Below are 21,965 nucleotides of genomic sequence, written 5' to 3'. Positions count from 1 at the left end.
GTCAATAGGTTATAGTTGAACAGCTTAGGGTTTCTTATTGGGCAAAGTATAAACGACATAGCCTTTGGGCAAAGCCCCCGGCTTTTTGGAGTGATCATAGCTATCAGGCGTAAAACTGGAGGCAGCGTTAATGACCAGATATTGCTTGCCATTGACCGTGTACATACTCGGCTGGGCATTGGTCTCATGACTTAGGGTGGTTTGCCAAAGAATCTCCCCGTTTTCTGAATCAAAAGCATAGACTTTCCCGCCCTTTCCGTTGGCAAAAACTATCCCGGTTGAGGTGACGATCATCCCTTTTCGGGCAGTGCCATTCTGAGCTCCCACAGATGGATCGCCCTGCGTATAAAGTGAGTCCTCCCCAAAAGGCTGTTTCCAGAGCATTTTACCTGTATTTAAATCATAGGCCATGATATAAGACCATGGCGGCTTCACCAGGGCCGTCCACTCAATATCGTAGCTGCTGGTGTAGCGTACATCAGGATGCTCAGTGCCTTCGGGATAATCAGCCATTGGGGCAGCACGTTTGCCATCATCCTCAATGGGTGCCCCGCCAGAGGCCACTACAGGCCCTTCAGGGTCTACGTACTCATCGCTTCGAGCACCAAAATTGAAACGTCTTGGATTACCTCCCAGCAAGCGATAAAGAGCATTGAGGGTTTCCTCATCCACGTGCGTAAAGCCCGGCATTTGCCCGCGTCCATTTAAGATAATCTCCTTAAACTCGCTGTATAGATACTGGTCGCCAACGTTTTTCAATGTCGGGCCTACAGAGCCTTCCATATTAGGCCCATGGCAAGTTTGACAGGTTTTGTCGTAAAAGGTTTTGGCTTTTGTTCGGTCATTGGTTGAAAGCTCAATCTTCGGAGGTTCCACCTTACTCAATTTATAGACAGAGGCACAAGTTTGTGACATGATATACATGATGCCCTTATGTGGGTCTGCCGCCGTATTTCCATAGTTAGCCCCGCCCAGAGCACCAGGCATCATAACAGTCTCATACTCGCTGGAAGGCGGTACGTATAAGCCAGTCTTTGCCTTGCTGAGGCGATCTATCCAGTAATTTCTTGTTTCTTCTGAAAAATGAGGATTGAGAATTTCCGGAGTCACTTCGTGATAGGTGAATGAAGGGATTTCGGTAGGGATTGGCTGTGTAGGCCACGCTTCTTCACCCTCCATTTCGCTTTTTGGGAAAGGCTTTTCTTCAATATCAAAAAGAGGTTCGCCGGTGACCCGGTCAAAGACGAAAAGAAAACCATGCTTGGTGGCAACAGCTACAGCATCCACTTCTTTTCCTTTTCGGTTAACAGTCATAAGCTGCGGTGCCGGTGAAAGGTCATAGTCCCAGAGATCATGATGAACGGTTTGATAATGCCAGATTCGTTCGCCAGTTCGAGCGTCTACAGCCACCAGCGAATTCCCGAAAAGATTGCTTCCAAGACGGTCTACCCCGTAAAAATCGAAAGTTGGTGAGCCAATAGGAAGGTAAGCGATGCCCCTCTCGGTATCTACAGAAATCTCACTCCAAACATTTGCTCCGCCGGCGTATTTATAAGCATCTTTCGGCCAGGTATCATAACCAAACTCTCCGGGATGTGGAATGGTATGGAAAATCCATTCCATTTTTCCGGTCACTACATTATAAGCCCTCACATGGCCTGGCGGGGAGAAATAGTTTTCGCCGGGAGCGGAACCCAGAATCACCAAATCTTCAAAAATAACTCCGGGCATCATGCTTTGTATACGGCGGATAGACGCCGGATCACGATCAAGTCCCTCTTTTAAATCCACGTAGCCGTTATTGCCAAAGGTCAAAATGGACTTCCCTGTCATGGCATCTATGGACTGCAGCGTGTTATTGATTGTAAAAATGAGGCGGCGGTCTTTGCCATCTTTGCTTTGCCAGTAATTAATACCTCTTCGGGTAATGCCTCTCAGGTTAGAATGAATCCAGATTTCTTTACCGGTTACCGCATTTATGGCCGATAGCGACGAGTTTTTACCATAAACATACATGATGGTATCCACCACAATGGGGCTGAAGAAATTGAAGACGTCATCTGAGGTTTCATACACCCAGGCGACTTCCAGACCGGCAACATTCTCTTTGGTAATTTCGGAGGCTTCAAAGTAGCGGGATTGCTCAGGACTACCTCCGTAGTGTGTCCATGTATTATTGGTCTGGTTCTTTTTACAACTGATAGAAGCAAAGAGAATACCACAGACCAGCACCAGATGGTATTTAGATTTTATCATTTCTTCAGGGTTGAATTTTTAGTTGCTACCGACCTCTTTCTTCCTTGTTAGAACAAAAGAATTTTAAGTGTCGAAATAACAACTAAAGTAAATCTACAGAAAGCAAGACCAAAGAGAAAGCGGAATAGGTCAAAAGACAGATTAAAGAAATCACTACTGATTTTTTGACGTCAAAGACTCATGAAACGGATTGCAAAACTCAATTTTAGGCCGTGAAATTATCATTCTTTGATTTTTGTCCTGCCCATTATCACCAGACCTCACCAAAATATTTGGTTTATATGAAGGCCAAAGGAGATAGCGAGCAGATTAAAAAAATTAAATGTAATATTTTTTGTTACATTTAAAATTCCGTTACCTTTGCGGCGTAATGAACAACACCAGATTTGCCACGGCCCTTCATATCCTGACCCTTCTTGCTGACAGCAATGAAGAATGGATAAGCTCTGAGTGGATCGCAAGTAGCATTAATGTGAATCCCGTGGTGGTTCGGCGTGAGCTGAGTGTTCTCAACGAAGCCGGGCTGGTATTAAGCCGAAAGGGGAAAGCAGGAGGCTCTGCTCTGGCGAAGAATAGTAGTGACATTACGCTGGACAGCATTTACCGGGCTGTCAAAAACTCGGAGGTTCTGGGGAAACGAAATGAGAAAACCAATCCCCAATGCCCAATTGGTAAAGAAATTAATGCAAAACTCGATGGTCTTTTTTCAAGTATTGATGATTCAGTGATAAGAGAGCTTCAGGGAAGAACTCTCGAAAGTTTCGTTGCTGAGTTTCATTGATATTTTTTTAGGCCAAAATGTAACATATTTTATTACAATTAATTAACAGACAAAATGAAAATTGGAATTGCCGGTGCTACCGGTCAACTTGGATCTTTAGTTTTAGAGCAATTGAAAAGCAGAACAGAAGCCGGCAACCTTGTGGCTCTTGTCCGCTCTCCGGAGAAAGTAGAGGGAATTGAGGCCAGAGCTTTTGACTATGAAAAACCTGAGACTTTGGCTGCTGCCCTAGAGGGTATTGAAACGCTTCTTTTGATCTCCGGAAATGAAATCGGAAAAAGAGCTTCGCAGCACGAAAACGTTATCAAAGCTGCTCAAAAAGCAGGTATTCAGTGGATTGTTTACACTAGTATTCTGAAAGCTGATACCACCACTATCAGCCTTGGCGGGGAGCACCTTATTACCGAGAAACTTTTGAAAGAATCAGGTATTGAGCATACGATTCTTAGAAACGGCTGGTATACTGAAAATTACACGGGCTCTATTCAGGGAGCCTTACAGGCAGGAGCTTTTGTAGGCAGTGCCGGAGAGGGCAAAATTGCTTCAGCAGCCAGAAAAGACTTTGCAGAAGCCGCCGCAGTAGTCTTAACAGATACAAAACACAAAGGGAAAGTGTACGAACTGGCCGGAGATGAAGCTTACACCCTTTACGAACTGGCCGCTGAAATTTCAAAGCAAAGCGGAAAAACCATTCCATACCAAAACCTGCCCGAGCAGGAGTATAGCAAAATTCTGAAAGGAATCGGCATCCCTGATGTTTTTGCCGATGGTCTGGCCAGCTGGGATGTGAGTGCTTCTCGAGGCGACCTTTACGACGACAGCCATACGCTTTCATCACTAATCGGTCATTCGACTACCTCTTTAGAAAGTGCCGTTAAAACGGCTCTAAATTAATGAATTTGACCCCGCAGTTGAAGTCTGCGGGGTCAAGCTTTTTACTCCTATCTAAACTGCTTTGTGAGCAGAATGAGTCAAAGTTATGAGACTCATCATAAGCGAGGCTCTGATTTAAGAATAGCTTGTCATAGCTAATCTTAACAGCCATGATGCGGTTTATTCTACTTCTGCTGTTTTCTACTCACCTGATGGCTCAGGGAGATAGCATTGGGGTGAATCAAAGGACTTCGGGTTTATTTAGGGTGACTACCCAAGATCAGGAGCTGAAACATTATTTTGACAGTAAAGCCAAACAGCAGTTGCGTGCTTTTCGTAATGGTTTCTTTTATGGTCTGACCTGCGAAGTTTATCTTATGGCCTTGCCGGAAGAAATAAGTAAATGGGATCGGGATAATATGTTTAGCCTGCCGCATCTGGTGGATCATTATCGCGAAACGTTCAGCAATCCTCCGGTCATTGATCACGACGTTTGGTATGTGAATTATCTGGGGCATCCCTATCAGGGAGCGTTTTATTATAACTCCATCAGAAGCCAGGGCGGGACTGTACTGGCCTCTTCAGTGAATGCATTTCTACAAACCATCATCTGGGAATATCTCTGGGAAGGAGGCCGCGAAAGACCAAGTATTCAAGACCTCACGGTAACGCCACTCAGCGGTATTGTTTTGGGAGAACTTAGTCATAAAGCCAGCATGGCCATGGCCAGAAACGGTTACAGTTTCCCCGAAAAGGTGCTGGTTACTCTTATCGACCCTTCATTCTTACTCAACGGCAACTTTAAAACCGCGAGACACTTAAGACCTAATCTCTGATCGTAAAACTATACTGGCCCGAGCCTAACGGAAGTACGAAATACTGACCACTACGACTTAAACCATCCCAATCCCGGATAGAGCGACTAGCTTCCTTAATCTGCGTAATTGAACTCGCTTTGAGGTAAAGGTTAGCAGTGGTATTAGCCGGAACTGTAAAATCGTAGCTGGTCTCATTCCCCTCTACTGCCCACTTGCTTTCAATTCGGCCATACATCGAATCATAATAGCCTTCAGCGTGGGTGATCTGACCTGTAGGATCAGGTGTTGGTTTTAACACAAAATGCTTAAAACCAGACTCATCAGGACTCCTTTGAATACCCAGTGAATAATTATACATCCATGCCGCCACAGCCCCGAAAGAATAATGATTGAAGGAATTCATACTGTTATTGCCTCCAAACCCATTCTCAACGGTATAGCTGTTCAGTCGCTCCCAAATGGTGGTAGCCCCATTAACTACAGAATAAAGCCATGACGGATACTGCTTGTTCACTAAAAGCTGATAGGCCAGATCATCCCGACTGTTTTGAGAAAGTGCTTCACTGATAGAAGCTGTACCAATAAACCCTGTCATCAACGAATTTTCAGGTCTCTCAACACCGAGATCATCAGTATTCTTACGGGTAATGGTTTCACTTAAATACCTAATGGCATAAGGTTTATTACGGGTGTTGAAAATATCAAGAGCCAAAGGAATGGCATAAGAGGCCTGTGTATCTATCAGCTCGCCTTTATCTGTAGTATTATCGCCTCTACTCTCACCTGGAGGTCCCATGAATCCTGTTCTCACACCTGATTTTACCGTCCTTCGCGTTCTTGAACTAACATAAACCTCATTGAAAGTCTCTTTGATTTCCTCGCTTCGCTGTTTGAAAGCTATGGCTTCCTGACTTTTTCCAAGAGCCTCAGCCATTTGACTCATAATATCTAAATCATAGGCGAAATAGGCCATCCAGAACAAGGTATTATCATTTTTGTTACCTTCCGGGCTCAGCCAATCACCCAGCGGACCTTCATTGAGAATTCCTTCATCATTAACTCTGGTTTCCAGAAATGCGATATACTTTTTCATGGCAGGGTAATGTTGCTCCAGCAATTGCTTATCTCCATACTGACGGTATGTCTCCCAAGCCACCACAATACCGGCACTGCCCCAAAGTGTTCCTCCAAAACCACCGCCAACGGGAGCTACGTCTGTAAAACGACCACTCTCTGGCTGTAAATCACGCATAGCCATCATATGCTTTCTCAAAAACATATTGGCATCACATAAGTACGTTGCAGCCTTTGAGAACACTGAAATGTCTCCACTCCAGCCCATTCTTTCATTACGCTGAGCACAGTCCGTTGGGATAGAAAGGAAGTTACTCCGCAAAGACCAGGTGATATTCTCCCACAATTTGTTCACCAAAGGGTCACTGGTGGAATATTCTGAGGCCAGCTCATCTACAGAACTGATGACCAGACCCTCAACGGCATCCACAGGAAGGGCATTGTCAATTCCCGTAATCTCAATAAAACGATAACCATGGAAAGTGAAACGCGGCTCAATAATCTCGTCACCACCCTTCAAAATGTATTGATCCTGAGCCAAGGCAGCACGAATATTCTCCATCATCACCATGCCTTCATTTCCTTTATATTCGTCAAGATCAGGATAAAGCACTTCTGCAAAACGCATATTGATAACCTGGCCTTTCTGGCCGTTTTTGATATGAATCCTTGGTACACCCACCATATTTTGACCCATATCGTACACAAAGACTTTCGGCCTTGGCTCTTCCACTTTCTGAGCCGTCAACGTAAGTACATGTTTGGCACCCTCTCCATATTGACCAATCAATTCAAAGTCATCATAATTGAAATTAACCTTTCCACCTCTTGACGGGAACTCGCCCATGTAAGCTGTGCCCTTCAATGGTACCTCTACAGCCGTTTTCCACCCGGAATCATCATAGTTGGCTGAGGCCCAACCTTCAATTGACGTCTCTTTTGAGGCATCATAAACCTCACCCTGAAAGAAAGAACCAACTCTGATTGGCCCATCCGTGAAGAGTTTCCAGTTTTTATCATTAGAAGTAATCACCTGCTCAGACCCGTCTTCATAAGTAATCACCATTTTAGCAAGAAGTGACTGTCTATCTCCAAAGAAGTTCCAGCTTTCGCCACTGTAAGTGATATTCCCGCTCCACCAGCCTTCAGAAAGCCAGGCTCCCAGGGCATTACTCTCACCTGATTTCAGCCTATCAGTGACATCGAAAGTCTGATACATATGGTGTTTATTGTACTGCGTCAGGCCGGGATTGAAATAGTCTTCGCTCACCTTTTCTCCATTAAGATAGAGATCATAAATACCTCTGGCAGTCGCGTATATTCTGGCTTTTTTGATTTTAGCAGTCTTCGTCTGAAAAGCTGTACGCAGCATTGGCGTTGCATTTTGACTTGGGTTTGCTGTCACCAAAGTGCCTTCGTCTACCCGATAAACTCCTTTTTTGATTTTCAATTCAGAGAATAGAGCCTCGCCCTTTTCCGGAGCATCGGCAAAAAGGGTATTTCCCGGGAAACGGAAGTTTTTGATTTCAATATTGGAGAAATAGGCCTTTTGACCTTCGCCTGTTTTCAAACCTATATCCGCCAGCATCGGAAAACTAATGAAGTTATTTCCTTTGCCGACAGGATTAAGATTCAATCCTGGCTGACCATAAGGACCTTCTGCTTTGAAAGAGGCATCCTCAACTTTATTTTCAGGCGTTTGCCCGTCAATATAAAACTCAAAAACTCCAAAGTTACATTCAGCATAGATCGTATGCTTTTCATATTTGTTGGTGGCATTGATCAGGTTTTCAGGAACGGAAATCTTTTGAAAAGGAACATCAGCCTTATCGCCATTTTCATAACCCACACGATAAACATTCAATTGAGCTGGTGAACCATTTCCCAAGCCGGAGATATCTAGCTCCAGAGCAATATAGCTCTGGTTTCTATCCTTTTGAACTGCCATTAAATTGAGGTATTGATTAGCCAGTCGGCTATCATTTGCTCCAAAAAGAAAAGAAGCTTTGGTCGAACTGCTCTTTTCATCAAGCTGAACATCAAAATTGAGCTTGAAAACAGAGAGATAATGCGAATAGAAGTTCAAATCCTCATCACCGCCGCCGATCCACCGGGCACCTGACCAGGCTTGTTCTGATGGATTCATCAAACCGGTTTCAAACCAGGAGCTACCTTCAGCAGTTGTGTCATTGCTTCCCCAGACTTTAACTGACCAACTGTAACGCGTAGTCGGCTTAAGGGCCTCCCCTTCATATTGAATGGCATGTGCCAGACCTGAACTCACTTTTTCAGAATCCCAAACGATGACCCCAGCTTCGTTTTTAACGGTCAATTGATAGGCTAACTGCTCCGCATTTCTCACTTCGCCGTCGGCCTTCATTTGCCATGAAAATTGAGGCGTTTCCAGATCAGTTCCCAAAGGAGTTGTCGTATAATTGACCTGAAGGTTTTGAAGTGAAAACTGAGCGAGTAAGCTCTGTGAAACAGCAAAAAAGATGGCTAAACACGCGGAGAATTTGAATTTCATAGGTATCGGTTATTGGATCGTAAATCTAGTAGAATTCAATGATTTGGCTGGCATGGACTATCCTTTTCATCAAACTGATGATATCAATATCTTTTGATCGTATCGAAAGATATTATTGTTTAGTAAACAAAGATATCTTTGTCAAGTAGCAAAACCACCCTAAACTCATGTCCGGAATTATTGAAGAACTCCTCCAGAGTATCGGAAAAGAAAGTTTATTAACAGCCGAAGAAGCTGCCAACCGACCAGCCAGTCTCTGGCTTTCAAATGATAACCTCAATTGCAAAGCTCTTTTAAGACCTGCAAATACTCAGGAGGTTTCAAAAGCTCTGAAAATCTGTAATGATCATGGTCAAACCGTAGTACCACACGGTGGACTAACCGGAGTAGCCAGAGGTGAAAAAACCGGACCGGAAGACATTGCCATCAGTCTGGAACGGATGAATAGCATTGAGGAAATTAACCTTCAAAACAAAACGGTGACTGTGCAGGCGGGAGTTATCCTTCAGGATTTGCAAAATGCTGTCGCCGATAAAGGCCTTCTTTTTCCGCTGGATTTAGGATCGAAAGGTAGCTGCATGATCGGAGGGAATATCTCAACCAATGCCGGCGGACTTCAGGCTTTGCGTTATGGGGTGACTCGCCAACTTGTTTTGGGTTTAGAAGTTGTCATGGCCGATGGAACAATCATCAGTTCTATGAATAAAATGCTGAAAAATAATGCCGGTTACGACCTTAAACAACTTTTTATCGGCTCTGAGGGTACGTTGGGAATTATCACTCGTGCCGTACTCAAACTTGAGGATGCTCCGAAAAGTAGAAATACGGCAATGGTGGCTTTGAAAAGCTTCAACCACGCTGTTGATTTTCTAAACCGATCAAAACGTGATCTGAATTCCACACTTACCACTTATGAGATATTCTGGAATGATTATTACCGCCTCATGACCACTCCACCATCAGAATACAAGCCTCCGCTCGCTCAGGATTACCCCTTTTATGTATTAATGGAAACGCTGGGCCAGGATGAAAAATCAGACGAAGAACGATTTCATCAACATTTGGAGTCATGTCTCACCGAAGGTGTAATCGAAGACGCCTCACCGGCCACATCGCATCAGGAGTTTACCAACTTATGGGGAATTCGTGAGAAAGTGGAGCTCATTTTTCAAATCCATCAACCGGTTTTCCTTTTTGATGTAAGTCTGCCTATCTCGGAGATGGAAAATTATATTTCCTCGATTGAAAAGCAGTACCGATCAGAGTGGGACGAAGTTCATTTCTATGCCTATGGCCATATGGGTGACGGAAACCTACATATGTATGTCTGCTGCGGCGAGAACGATCACAAAACAAGGCATCGGGTGGAAGAAATCGCCTTTGAACCCTTAAAAGCCATCGGTGGCTCTGTTACAGCCGAACATGGCCTGGGGCTTGAGAAAAAACCATGGGTTCATTACTGCCGGACACCCGAAGAGCTGGCTCTGATGAGGACCTTGAAAAATGCTCTGGATCCAAAGGGAATTCTGAACAGAGGTAAAGTGATCTCAGAAACATTCCCTACTTTTAAACACCAAAATTGACCTATTGATGATGAAGAAACTTCTTGCTTTGAGCCTTTTAACTTTCAGTGCCTTCGGGCAACAAATTATTCCGCTTGATCACAAGCCTGTTCCCGGGGTATCCTATGAAAACCCTGAAAAACAGTTTTATTCTGAAGCCTGGCAAACGCAGGTAGTCACCAATGTATCCAAACCGGTTCTGATGGTTTATGAACCTGAAGAGGGAAAGAAGAATGGCACCTCAGTCATTATTGCTCCGGGAGGTGGTCTTTATGGACTCAGCATTAACAGCGAGGGAATAGATGTCGCCAAATGGCTGAATGAAAAAGGAATAACGGCCTTTGTACTTAAATACAGATTAGTACCAACCGGTGAAGATGGGTCCACCGAAATTGGAGTCGAGATGAGAAATAGTCCGGGTACCCTTTTCCGTAAAGTTGCTGAAGTTCTCCCCTACTCTGTGAATGATGGTTTAACCGCAATTGGTTACGTCAGAACTCATGCTAAGGAGATGGGAATTGATCCCGGGAAAATTGGCTTTATGGGCTTTTCTGCCGGTGGAGCAGTGACCATGGGTGTAGCCTATAATTACACAAAAGACAGCCGACCCGATTTCCTGGTACCGGTGTATGCCTGGACAACCGCCCAGCCTGTACGAACCGCCCCTCAGGATGGCCCTCCAATGCTATTGGTTTGTGCCACCGATGACGGCTTAGGACTTGCTGCAGGAACAATCGATATTTATAATTCCTGGTATACACAAAATCTCACCGTCGGCCTGCATCTCTATTCCAAAGGTGACCATGGCTTTGGAATGAAAAAACAAGGGCTGCCATCTGATCACTGGATTGAACGTTTCTACGATTGGGCCGTCACTGAAAAAATCGTGAGCGAGTGATTTTTAAAACTTTCGTTCTAAGTTCTATTGCTCTCCTTGGCTGCCTATTAGACAGTAATGCTCAGGATGAACTTCCCTTAGAAAAGAATGCCGTTTCTTTTCAAATCATGGGAGGTACTGCTCTTGCCGGATTTGTTTATGAACGTTCGGTAACCGAGCACTTATCTGTTGAAGCCGGTGCGGGTTGGATTAGCGGAATGGCTGGTCTGAAATATTTTCCTTTCAAAATGAAAACAAAAAAACTCTTACCTTCGATAGGAGTTCAGGCATCTGCTTCTCCTCTGTATTCAGACTGTGAGCTTTGTTTTGGTGGCGATGGACTTTTACTTTACTTACCAGTCGGGCTTTCCTACTTTGGACAAAAGGGACTCAATCTCGGAATTGATGGAGGCTATGCAACAGTTTTTGAAGGAGGGTTTCTTTATGGAAGCCTAAAGATTGGTAAACGATTCTGAGATGGGGAATTGACTTTAACTTACGTTCAGAATCCTCATTCCTTCCGAACCGATTCTCCTTTTCGTTTCTTCTGTAATATACCGTTGCTGATCTATCTGCTGCGGCTGATCCAAAGCACAGAAATAGCTATGAATACTTCTGCGATCCCGATCTGTCAGATTCTGTGTACCTCCGTGCCATACATGGGAGTTGAAAATAAATACTGAACCCGCCGGAGCCGTAATTTTTATTTCATCAGGATGTGGAGCAAATGGATCTTCCAATAACTCACCCGGTAAATTCTTTGAATGATGGGTGCCCGGCACAATGCGTGTAGGACCGTTCAGCTCTGTGAAGTCATCCAACAGCCAGATGCTGTTGCACACTTTATATTCTCCTTTTGGAACGGAGTTGCCGAAATCGACGTGAAGCTTTTGCAATCCTTTTCCAGGCTTGGCGGCCCGGTAATTCAAAGAAGACAGTTTAAAGCCACTGCTCAAAACAGCACCTACTCCGGCCAAAACTCTTGGATGTGTATAGAAAATATCAAAGACTTCACCCTTATTAACCAAATCAGCCAAACGATCAGCTCCCTCTTCTTTGGGGTGACGAATGTATTTAGAATCCATGAGTTCAGCCCCGGCAGTTTCGCCTTCCTGCTCTCTGAGCTCATCTAAGCGTTCATTGATCTTTTTAACCTCCTCAGCTGAGAGCAAGACTCCCAGATCAAGGTATCCGTTCGCTTCCAGAAAAGCTGTTTCTTCAGGGTTAAGTATCATAGGGTTGAATTTGAGTTAAGCAATTTAGATCAATTCTCAGAATTTTCGGATACGATTACTTTGGTATCGGAAACAAAAAAATCCCCCACCTGAAAAGGCGAGGGATTCTAAGTACATCATTAAGTTGCCTATTTTTTATCGGCCGTCACATCGAACATACCCATCAACTTACCTTCCAGTGAAGTGTCTCCCGCTTTCATCAATTCCACGTTGAGGTCGTAGTTCATCATATTGAAATAGATCGTAACGCTGCCATCGGTTTCTTCCACGTTATCAAGGGCCACTTCATCCATTCCAGCATCTTCAGGGATGATACTTCCGGTCAACTGACCATCTTTACGCTCCAGATGAAGGGTCATTTTGGCATCGCCCTGCGGAGTACCTTTGATCATCATATCCCAGTCGCCCGAGAAGAAATCCGCTTTTTCAATGACACGTTCAGAAGTCACATCAAACATGCCCATCATTTTTCCCGCAAGTGTTACATCATCTTCTTTTACCAGCTCCACATTGAGATCATAGTTCATCATTTTGAAATAGATGGTTACACTGGCGTCCGTTTCTTCCACATTATCCAGGGCTACAGGCTCCACACCATCCATATCAGGGGCTATTGTACCAGACAATTTTCCGTTTTCTCTAACCAATGTCAGTAACATATTTGCATCACCCTGAGGAGTGCCAACGATAGTGGTGTTCCATTTACCGACGAAGAAATCATCATAAGACGACGGAGCAGCAGCACCCACCGCTTCTCCTTCTTCCAGCATTTTGAACTCAGCACCCATCATAATGAAGAGCGAACCTTCAGCTCCCGGATTACTAAATACCACGCAAAGATCCTGAAGTTTTGAGGCTTCCTCAGCCGAAACTGAAACAGGTACCATGAACGCTTTCGGAGCAAAACCTCCGCCATCCCACGGTTCTATGAATTCTGACTGACCAATCAACTTCCCTTTAGGGCCACCCAGACGCAACTGGATTTTTCCTCCTTTGGTGTTCAGACGGGCTACCGGAGCGGTAATAAGAAACTCTATGCCTTTGATGCCACCCAAATCAATCTGGTTCATCATGACATTGGCTCCTGATTTTGAAATGATAGAGAGCTTATTTCCTCCGAAAGACATTTTGTTAATGTCTTCAAAGCTATCAAAATCATGCGGCCCGATTTTCGAATTTCTCAACACGAACGTTTGCTCAGAACGCAATGAAGGCATTCCGTTTGCACCCTGGTCTTCATACGAAGCCCGAACAATATAAACACCTGCACCGGTATCGTTAGGTTTTACTTTTGCGGCATATGTCCCTTTCACAGGAAGTGTTTCGACCTTTGTCTGATTGGCAATGTTCAGAATGTATTTTACCATTTCAGAAGCATCTTCCTTGGTAATTTGCGGGTGGGCAGACATCGCCATTTCACCCCAATTTCCACCACCGCCATTGATGATTTTAGCTGTCAGCATTTCCAACGCTTTACTATCACCTTTGTATTTTTTTGAAACCTCTGTATAGCTTGGTCCAATCGATTTGTCATCAACTTTATGACAGGCCAAACAGTCGCTACCGTCAATCAGCTTTCTACCTTTTGCATAAGCAGCACTGGCATCAGCGGAACGGTGCCCACGGGCAATCTCCACTTTATCAAAACCTTCAGCCAAATAATCAATGTTTACCGCCACTTGATCAGCATTAATGCCTTCTCCCAGTTTGCCGTCTTCTTTATCGCTTACTTTGATATCGTAATTGAACGTTCTGTTCGGTGCAAAGAAGCTTTTGTTGCTTCCCGGCATTTCCAGTGTCAATACCGGAGGCTCGTTACCGGCCACCACTTCAGTACTTTGAGAAATTTTACCACCATTGCCATCGTTTACGGTCAAATTAACTGTATAAACGCCAATGTCTTTCAAACTCAATTCAGCAGTTTGTCCTTTGATAGAAGAGGCAAAATCATCACCAGTGATTGTCCATTCATAAGCCAGTTCGTCTCCGTCAGGATCGGTAGTGCCTTCAGCACTCAGAGCCAATTTGAAAGGCACAGCACCGCCATCGGCATTTTTGTTCATCACCACTTTCGGCATTCTGTTGCCACCGTTGTATTCGATGCGAATCAAACGGGCATCGTCATTGGCACTGAACCAACCAGAGCCATACTCCAGCATGTATAAATCGCCATTATCAGCAAATTCCATATCCATCGGATTGCTGAATTTATAACTTGGCATAAAAGGCTCCATGGACTTATACTTACCATTCTCGTCGAAAGAAACCGCCATGATCCAGCCTCTCATCCATTCGTAAATGAAGTGCTTGCCATCGTAATACTCAGGGAAAGCTCCTTCAGCACCTTTGAACATATCTTTATAGTACACCGGGCCAGCCATAGGGTTACAACCACCGGCACCTACCAACGGGAATTCCTCGCTTTTATCATAGGTGTACCAAACCATGGCTTCCTGAGCCTGTGGTAATTTGATCAAACCTGTGTTATTCGGTGAAGTGTTCATAGGATTCAAATAATCCCATTTCTCACCCGAGGTATTGGTGGCAAAATCAAACTTATTATACGCTTTGTTGTCGCCTACAAAATGCGGCCATCCATAGTTACCGGCTGAGAACGCCTGACCAAATTCGCAGGTACCGGCAGCACCACGATTAGGGTCCGCTGCATTTGCATCTGGTCCTACATCTCCCCAGTAAAGGGCTCCGGTTTTCTTATCAACGGCAATTCTGTACGGGTTACGATGGCCCATGGTAAAGATTTCAGGACGGGTTTTGTCCATGCCTTTCGGGAAAAGGTTGCCCTCAGGAATGGTGTATGAACCATCAGCCTGCGGCGTAATTCTCAAAATTTTACCTCTTAAATCATTGGTATTTGCAGATGATTTCTGAGCATCCCAAGGCGAACGACCCGGTCTTTCATCACTCGGACTAAAGCCATTAGAAGCATGTGGGTTGGTATTATCACCAGTTGAAAGGAACAAGTTTCCGTTGGCATCCCAATCGATAGATCCACCGGTGTGGCAGCATTGCTCACGCTGTGTTTCCACTTTCAGCATCTGCACTTCAGAGTTAAGATCAAGCTCGTCACCTTTCATAGTGAAACGCGACAGCACATTGTATGAACCCTCCAATGAAGAATAATACATGTAGATCCAATTGTTCTTCGCGAAGTTTGGATCCTTGCTTAAACCTAAAAGACCATCCTCGGCCACAGACTCCTTGCCCTCGGCATCTACATACTTTAAGCTTACCGGAATGTCTGCAATATTTGTCAACTCAGCCGTTGAGTTTTTGTACAATTTCACCTGTCCTTTTCTTTGAATGAAAAGCACTCTGTCATCATCCAAAACGGCGATTTCCACCGGCTCATCCAGTTTGTCTTTCAAAACCACCTTCGTGAAACGGTTTTCTTCAGGCTTAGCCTTTGAGAAATCAATCACATTCGGCTGATCACCACCGGTTACATAACGTAAACCTTCCCAAAGGTGGGTAAGGAAAAGTGGCTCGCCGAACGTTTCGTCTGTATGACCCATGGCCGTATAAAACGCCCGGCCACCCTGAAACTCATGGTACCAGCTCATCGGGTGATTATCACCGTTTGTACCTCCACGGTAGGTTGTCTCATCAATTTTCAGAACAACATTGATGTCGTCAGAGATATTCTTGAAGCTATAAAACTCATCGGTACGTTCAAAAGACTCCGGCATGTGGGCTGTCAGGGCATTTTTCTCCGTCACAAAAAAGCGACCTTTTTGTACGTTGTCCGGGTTGGGGTGATCTTGAAACCAGGCACCAGCCAGCATATTGTACCAGGGCCAGTCGTACTCCGTATCAGTAGCGGCGTGTACTCCTACATAACCACCGCCGGCCTGAATGTACCGCTCAAAACTCACCTGCTGCTCGCCATTGAGCACATCGCCGGTGGTGTTTAGAAAAAGAACGGCATTAAATTTCTTCAGATTGGCTTCTGAAAACTGGGAAGCATCTTCGGTAAAACTTACCGTAAAACCCTTCTCAGAAGCCATTTTCTTTAAAGCAGCCTGACCGGCTTCAATGGAAGCATGACGGAAAGCCGCCGTTTTGCTGAAAACCAGAACGTTGATACCGCTCTGAGCAAAACTCACCTGAAAAGCCAGCAGAAAAGCCAGCATCACAGACATGATGTTGATTTTTTTCATATTTAGATAGGTCTATCGTAATTAAAGAGGAACAAAAATAGTGGGAATATTTTTATTGTCTACTTTATAGACAATAAAATTTCGTCTAACTTTATATTTGGAAAGTTCAATACCATGAACGGCGTGTTCACAGGATGAATGAACCCTAAGACCTCTATATAAAAAAGTAATGAATCAATTTAACCCTGAGCAGTATATCCCGCAGCTCTCGATAGACAGCGTCATCTTCGGCTACAGGAAGAAGCAGCTGCATGTGCTGATCTCAAAAATGAATTTCGGGCATAACATATATACTCTGCCCGGAGGTTTTATCTCGCAGGATCAGGGCATTGACGAGGCGGCCCTGCAAATTCTCAAAGAGCGGACAGGGCTTAAGGATATCTTTCTGGAACAATACAAGACCTTCGGCCCGGCCGACCGGAAAAACAACCCGATTCTGGATGTCCTTGATCAGGATAAGCCCACTCCGATGCCCGATGAACAGGCGGCTGTCGAATGGTTTTCTAAACGCTTTATTTCTATTGGTTACTATGCCTTGGTTGACATCAATAAAGTAAAACCACAAAAAACAGATCTGGATGAAAGCGTGGATTGGCTGCCTATCGAAAGCCTACCTTCTCTTATCATGGATCATAACCAAATGGTGCAGGAAGCTCTGGAAACCCTTCGGCGAAATCTGGATGAAAAGCTCATCGGCTTCAATCTACTACCCGAAACATTCACCATGCGTGAGCTGCAAGAACTCTACGAGGCCGTGTACGACAAAGCCTTCGCACGCAATAATTTTCAGAAAAAAATGCTCAGCCTGGAAGTGCTGGAACGACTGGAAAAGAAATTTACCGGTGCAGCCAACAAGGCTCCTTATTTGTACCGGTTTAGGAGGTAGGGGGGGATTAACGGTGAGCGTATGGTGCCGTCAGGATTGTGGGCTATAAACCTATCCATTTACCACCCAAATTGATGTGGCTGACACTCCTCAAAAACTTCTAGCGATTCAAACAGACTCCGCCTCCGTTCAACACAGGCCTATCGCAGGGCTAATCGCCATAGCTATTCAGCCTTTAATGTTAACATTAGTGTTTTTTTCTTTTTGAGTTTCTCAATATACGATTCAACCTTTTTTAAATAATCATCCTCTATGCTGCTAATGAAGGAAATGTAACCGGATACTTGGTTTAGATTAATTTCTTTACCATTTATGATGTACTGATGCAGCTCGGCTCGAAGTTGTTTTTTTAATTCACTGCTAACCTTTGGTTTACCGCTATTTATATAGACACCTGTAATTGACATTTTTCCTTTCCCTGATAAGTACCTTGTCTTCTTTTTGTTGATGTTAAACCCGTTAGTGTATAGTAAGTGACTAACGAATTTGTATACGTATTGCAATGAATTCTTATTGTCAGAAGAAAATGTTAAATCATCTGCATATCTTGAATAGTTTACCATCTCAGAATTACAATACTTCATTATTTCATCATCAATCCCCTTGAAAACTAAATTTGATAAAGCTGGAGAAGTTGGTGCTCCTTGCGGTAGAGATCTTTTGTATGTGCAGAGTTTCGCCATTTTTAGAGCAAAATCCTTATCATAATATATTTCATACAGAACTTCAAAAACCTTTTTCTGCGAAATTGAAGGAAAGAAATCTTTAATGTCAATTGTCAATAGGTATTTGTTTTTCATATGAAAAAGAGCGTTCCTCTTTATTCCTCTTTTAGGCACAAAACCATTAACCCTTTTATTTACTTCAACCTTATTTAAGTATTTCTTTAAAAAAAATCTTTGAATAGCTTTTAAATTGGCGTTAGGGCAGTCAATAACTCGTTTCTCTCCCTTCTTCTTTTTTGGAATGTAAAAAGTATTGTAGCTGGCATCAGAAAATGTGACATAATTCTCTATGGCACTTTTAGTTAGTCCAATTTCTAATATGAAGTTCTCAAACTTTTTCATCTCGATTAAAATGGATAAGGAGGCTTTTACTTAGATAAAGTTAGTTTTGAAAACTCTAACGTTTTCAAAATCTAAGTTTATTGTATAAATGTAAGTTGAGACCAGAAAGACGAAACGTCATTCTATTAATGGCTACTTTAATGCTAAAAGCTTTAACTCCTTATCCATAATTTTCTTTTTCCTCTTACTTCGGTTATTAATTATTTGTAATCTTATTTTATTAAAGTCATTTACTATAGCGAGCTTTGGAATTAATTCCTCATATACATACTGATGCCCTTCTGTTGTTAAACCGAATGCCTCGGAAAAATCAGATTTGATATCCTTCTCTATTCTATTTTTTTGGATTAAAATTTGAATTGAGGCATCAATAAATTTCATTTTTATTTTTTCATCTTCTTTTTCAGACGTGAACTCATTAAGTTTTTCAATAATTCCATCCTTGGAAAGAGGTTGAAATATTGAAATTAGATAAAATATGTATCTAGATAAATTAAAGATATTCGCTAAATCATAGGAGTGTTTTTTCTCATATCGCTTCTTAGAAATACTTTCAATTAATTCTTCCAATATTTCTGATTCACGGCCTTTGTGAAAAAATACAAGGTTTTTAGGGTTGTTCTTTTTGATTAAATCAAGAGGTCCTAAATTGATGAAGCTTTTGGCGTTCCGATATTTAAAATCATTGATGGCAATTATTTTTGGAAGCAGCTTCTTATTAACAGTAAACGCTCCTATTTCTGCTAATGTTCCTTGGCCTTCAAGGGGAATTATTATCAAATCAACATATTTTGCTAGTTCATCTTCAAGTTCTAGTAAGTTATCGTCCTTTCGATTTAGCAGTGTTGCAAAAATGAATTCTGGGTACACAACATTGAACCTGGCATGTTTTTGAAATTCTGAATTAAGTAAATATCTAAATGAATCAGTTCTTCCAGTGTCTGCTCCACATAAAAAAATATTAAGCGTAGAGTCAACATCTCTTTTGTAGAGGTTGTTGTAAATCTTTTTCGCTATGCCTATTTCTTTATTCATTTTTCATTAATGCCAACGAGGTCCAGAATACATTCCAGTTTCTAAGCAAATTTGCATATATCCAACTTCAAAGACCAAGTTAATGCCTGAGTTTAAATTTACAGTCAAATTGTAAGCACTTTCTAAGTTTATGAGTTCAGATTAAGACCTTATGTTAGCTGCCTTTTCTTTGATTTAGTAGGTCAGACCTCTGTGAGGTCTGACCCTATTCACCATTTACTCATACAATGGCCTACCCTTCGGTTCTCAGCCATCGGACGAGGTGTTAGAAGTACATTTTCTATCCATCTGCGGGTTGGTCATCTGAATTCTTCGTATCTTTTGAACATCTGAAAAACGAGTCCCCTTTCCCTCGGAAAACGCTCATCATCAACAAGAACAAAAGAGTACTTCATGACCAACCATACCGTCAAGGTTTATCCTTCTAAAACCAATCTTCTGAAAGAAGAGCAGTTGGCCTGGAAACTGGCCGCCATGACCACCGACCTCACGCCCATCGATGCAGAAGTCACCGAAATGGTGATCAACCGCATCATCGATAATGCTTCAGTAGCCATCGCTTCAGTCAATCGCACACCCGTCGTCAACGCCCGTGAACAAGCTCTGGCCCATTCCAGAACCGGGAACGGAGCCAACATTTTTGGCACCTCAAACAAGACCCGCGTCCATGCCGAATGGGCTGCCTGGGCCAATTGTGTAGCCGTGCGTGAGCTGGACTATCACGATACTTTTCTGGCAGCTGATTATTCGCATCCGGCGGATAGCATTCCGGCTGTTTTAGCCGTGGCCCAGCAGATGGGCAAAGGCGGAGCCGAAGTTTTAAGGGGCATCGTGGCGGCTTATGAAGTGCATGTGAACCTGGTGAAAGGCATCTGCCTGCATGAGCATAAAATTGATCACGTGGCCCACCTTGCTCCGGCCCAGGCGGCAGGGGTTTGTGCCTTGCTTGGCCTCGATACAGAGACCACCTATCAGGCCATTCAGCAGGCTTTGCATACCAGTATCAGCACGCGTCAATCCCGCAAAGGAGAGATCTCCAGCTGGAAAGCCTACGTACCCGCTCATGGAGCTAAACTGGCCATTGAAGCGGTGGACAGAGCCATGCGAGGTGAGAAAAGTCCGTCGCCGATCTACGAGGGAGAGGACTCTGTGATCGCCTGGATTTTGGATGGTCCCGAAGCGAACTATACGGTACCCTTACCAGATCACGGAGAGTCCAAACGAGCCATTCTGGAAACCTATACCAAGGAGCATTCCGCCGAATATCAGTCGCAGGCCCTGATTGACCTGGCGTTCCGGATGCGGGAAAGGATTGCGGATTTTGAGGCCATCGAAAGTATTTTGATTGAGACCTCCCACCATACGCATTATGTGATCGGCACAGGTTCAAAAGACCCTCAGAAATTTGATCCGAAAAGCTCCCGGGAAACGCTTGATCACAGCATCATGTATATTTTCACAGTGGCTCTGCAGGATGGCTTCTGGCACCACGTGAAATCCTATGCCCCTGAACGGACGAACCGAAAAGATACTGTTGACCTATGGCATAAAGTGAGCACGGTGGAGAAAGAAAAGTGGACGAAACTGTACCACGACCCGGACCCCGACAAAAAGGCTTTCGGCGGAAAAGTGATCATCACCCTGAAAGACGGAACAATCATCGAAGACGAACTGGAAAGAGCCAATGCCCACCCTGCCGGTGCCCGGCCTTTTGTGAGAAAAAACTATATCCAAAAGTTTGATATGCTTACGGAGGGCATCATCACTTCGGCAGAAAGAAACCGTTTTCTGGAACTGGTCAGTCGCCTCCCCGAGCTTTCGCCGCAGGAAATCCAGCAGCTCAATGTGGAAGTGCCTGAAGGCTATTTAGTAAAAACTCAACAAAAAGGAATTTTCGGATGATCAACTCAACAATAACCGCCACAGAAAAACGGAAAGTGCTTGCAGAAGGCCTGGCCTCCGGCAAACTCCTGAAATTCCCCGGAGCCTACAATGCTTTGGTGGCCATGATCATTGAGCAGCTGGGTTTTGATGGTATTTATATTTCAGGAGCCGTTATGTCGAACTCGCTCGGCTTGCCAGATATTGGCTTTACCACCTTGACGGAAGTATCTCAAATTGCTTCGCAAATCGCCCGGGTGAGTTCTTTGCCGGCCATTGTGGATGTGGATACCGGGTTTGGCGAAACCATGAATGTAGCCCGCACCATAATGGAAATGGAACGGCTGGGACTGGCCGGTTGTCATCTGGAAGACCAGACCAACCCTAAACGCTGCGGGCATCTGGATCACAAGACCATAGTTCCGATGGAAGAAATGATCAAAAAAGTGAAAACGGCGGCTGAAGCCAAAACAGATCCCAACTTCATCGTGATGGCCCGTACAGATGCCCGGGCCAGTGAAGGACTTGATGGGGCCATCAACCGGGCCAAAGCCTATGTAGATGCCGGAGCCGACATGATTTTCCCGGAAGCCATGTATTCAGAAACCGATTTTGAGCAGATGCGTAAAGCCATCTCCGTGCCTATTCTGGCGAATATGACGGAATTCGGGAAATCTGAACTACTGACGGCCAAACAACTGGAAAACCTGGGCGTGAATATGGTCATCTACCCTGTGACTACGCAGCGACTGGCCATGAAAGCGGTATCTGATGGTCTTAAAACCATTTTGGATGAGGGCACACAAGAGAGCCTCTTACCCAACATGCAAACCCGAAAAGAGCTGTATGAGGTGCTGCGGTATGAAGATTATGACGCCTTCGACAGCTCGATTTACAACTTTAACCTCGAATGAT

The 21,965-nt window shown here is 44.0% G+C and carries 15 protein-coding genes; 9 read left to right on the top strand and 6 right to left on the bottom strand.

Annotated elements, in window-relative coordinates; translation table 11 throughout:
- Positions 1 to 24: 24 nt before the first annotated feature.
- The gene (locus AFM12_RS18545; RefSeq protein ID WP_055151633.1) at positions 25 to 2,256 is read right to left on the bottom strand and encodes an outer membrane protein assembly factor BamB family protein; all 2,232 of its coding nucleotides are present in this window, start codon (positions 2,254 to 2,256) and stop codon (positions 25 to 27) included.
- A gap of 370 nt (positions 2,257 to 2,626) precedes the next feature.
- Here AFM12_RS18545 and AFM12_RS18540 point away from each other — a divergent pair, with 370 nt between their 5' ends.
- From AFM12_RS18540 to AFM12_RS18530, 3 genes are all read left to right on the top strand, one after another.
- Positions 2,627 to 3,037 (top strand): Rrf2 family transcriptional regulator, encoded by a 411-nt coding sequence (locus AFM12_RS18540; protein ID WP_055151630.1) that lies wholly within the window; start codon positions 2,627 to 2,629, stop codon positions 3,035 to 3,037.
- Positions 3,038 to 3,091: 54 nt separating this feature from the next.
- On the top strand, positions 3,092 to 3,931 hold the full coding sequence (locus AFM12_RS18535) for an SDR family oxidoreductase (protein WP_055151627.1): 840 nt from the start codon (positions 3,092 to 3,094) through the stop codon (positions 3,929 to 3,931).
- A 149-nt stretch (positions 3,932 to 4,080) separates the two neighbouring features.
- Positions 4,081 to 4,746, top strand: a complete 666-nt coding sequence (locus AFM12_RS18530) for a DUF3943 domain-containing protein (RefSeq protein WP_055151624.1) — start codon at positions 4,081 to 4,083, stop codon at positions 4,744 to 4,746.
- On the opposite strand, the gene AFM12_RS18525 is transcribed toward AFM12_RS18530, so the two are convergent.
- Positions 4,736 to 8,329: an alpha-L-rhamnosidase gene (locus AFM12_RS18525; RefSeq protein ID WP_055151621.1), complete on the bottom strand. Its 3,594-nt coding sequence runs from the start codon at positions 8,327 to 8,329 to the stop codon at positions 4,736 to 4,738. The genes AFM12_RS18530 and AFM12_RS18525 overlap by 11 nt on opposite strands.
- A gap of 167 nt (positions 8,330 to 8,496) precedes the next feature.
- On the opposite strand from AFM12_RS18525, the gene AFM12_RS18520 reads away from it, so the two are divergent.
- Genes AFM12_RS18520 through AFM12_RS18510 form a run of 3 tightly spaced genes read left to right on the top strand, consistent with a single transcriptional unit; the run spans position 8,497 to position 11,244 of the window.
- Positions 8,497 to 9,912 carry an FAD-binding oxidoreductase gene (locus AFM12_RS18520; RefSeq protein WP_055151619.1) on the top strand — a complete coding sequence of 472 codons (1,416 nt, stop codon included), beginning with the start codon at positions 8,497 to 8,499 and terminating at the stop codon, positions 9,910 to 9,912.
- Between the two features lie 7 nt (positions 9,913 to 9,919).
- The gene (locus AFM12_RS18515) at positions 9,920 to 10,789 is read left to right on the top strand and encodes an alpha/beta hydrolase (protein WP_216598525.1); all 870 of its coding nucleotides are present in this window, start codon (positions 9,920 to 9,922) and stop codon (positions 10,787 to 10,789) included.
- The gene (locus tag AFM12_RS18510) at positions 10,786 to 11,244 is read left to right on the top strand and encodes a hypothetical protein (RefSeq protein WP_055151616.1); all 459 of its coding nucleotides are present in this window, start codon (positions 10,786 to 10,788) and stop codon (positions 11,242 to 11,244) included. Before AFM12_RS18515 ends, AFM12_RS18510 begins: the two co-directional genes overlap by 4 nt.
- A 15-nt stretch (positions 11,245 to 11,259) precedes the next feature.
- Here the strand turns inward: AFM12_RS18510 and AFM12_RS18505 are convergent, their stop codons facing one another.
- A complete protein-coding gene (locus tag AFM12_RS18505) occupies positions 11,260 to 12,000 on the bottom strand; it encodes a phytanoyl-CoA dioxygenase family protein (RefSeq protein WP_082391420.1) in 741 nt (246 codons plus the stop codon).
- Positions 12,001 to 12,131: 131 nt separating this feature from the next.
- Positions 12,132 to 16,181, bottom strand: coding sequence for a ThuA domain-containing protein (locus AFM12_RS18500; RefSeq protein ID WP_082391417.1), 4,050 nt, complete (start codon positions 16,179 to 16,181; stop codon positions 12,132 to 12,134).
- 169 nt (positions 16,182 to 16,350) lie between these two features.
- On the opposite strand from AFM12_RS18500, the gene AFM12_RS18495 reads away from it, so the two are divergent.
- Positions 16,351 to 17,067: an NUDIX hydrolase gene (locus AFM12_RS18495; protein WP_055151610.1), complete on the top strand. Its 717-nt coding sequence runs from the start codon at positions 16,351 to 16,353 to the stop codon at positions 17,065 to 17,067.
- Positions 17,068 to 17,231: 164 nt separating this feature from the next.
- Here AFM12_RS18495 and AFM12_RS18490 read toward each other — a convergent pair whose 3' ends face one another.
- Both AFM12_RS18490 and AFM12_RS18485 read right to left on the bottom strand, forming a co-directional pair.
- Entirely contained in the window at positions 17,232 to 18,134 is a 903-nt protein-coding gene (locus AFM12_RS18490; protein WP_055151608.1) for a retron St85 family RNA-directed DNA polymerase, read from the bottom strand.
- 132 nt (positions 18,135 to 18,266) lie between these two features.
- Positions 18,267 to 19,169, bottom strand: coding sequence for a retron St85 family effector protein (locus AFM12_RS18485; protein ID WP_055151605.1), 903 nt, complete (start codon positions 19,167 to 19,169; stop codon positions 18,267 to 18,269).
- 393 nt (positions 19,170 to 19,562) lie between these two features.
- On the opposite strand from AFM12_RS18485, the gene AFM12_RS18480 reads away from it, so the two are divergent.
- Positions 19,563 to 21,071, top strand: coding sequence for an MmgE/PrpD family protein (locus AFM12_RS18480; protein WP_055151602.1), 1,509 nt, complete (start codon positions 19,563 to 19,565; stop codon positions 21,069 to 21,071).
- Positions 21,068 to 21,964, top strand: a complete 897-nt coding sequence (prpB, locus tag AFM12_RS18475) for a methylisocitrate lyase (protein ID WP_055151599.1) — start codon at positions 21,068 to 21,070, stop codon at positions 21,962 to 21,964. The genes AFM12_RS18480 and prpB overlap by 4 nt, the downstream gene beginning before the upstream one ends.
- Position 21,965: the final 1 nt, after the last annotated feature.

This window comes from Jiulongibacter sediminis (assembly GCF_001306455.1).
Lineage (GTDB): Bacteria > Bacteroidota > Bacteroidia > Cytophagales > Spirosomataceae > Jiulongibacter > Jiulongibacter sediminis.
This window is presented reverse-complemented; position numbering and strand designations above follow the sequence as displayed.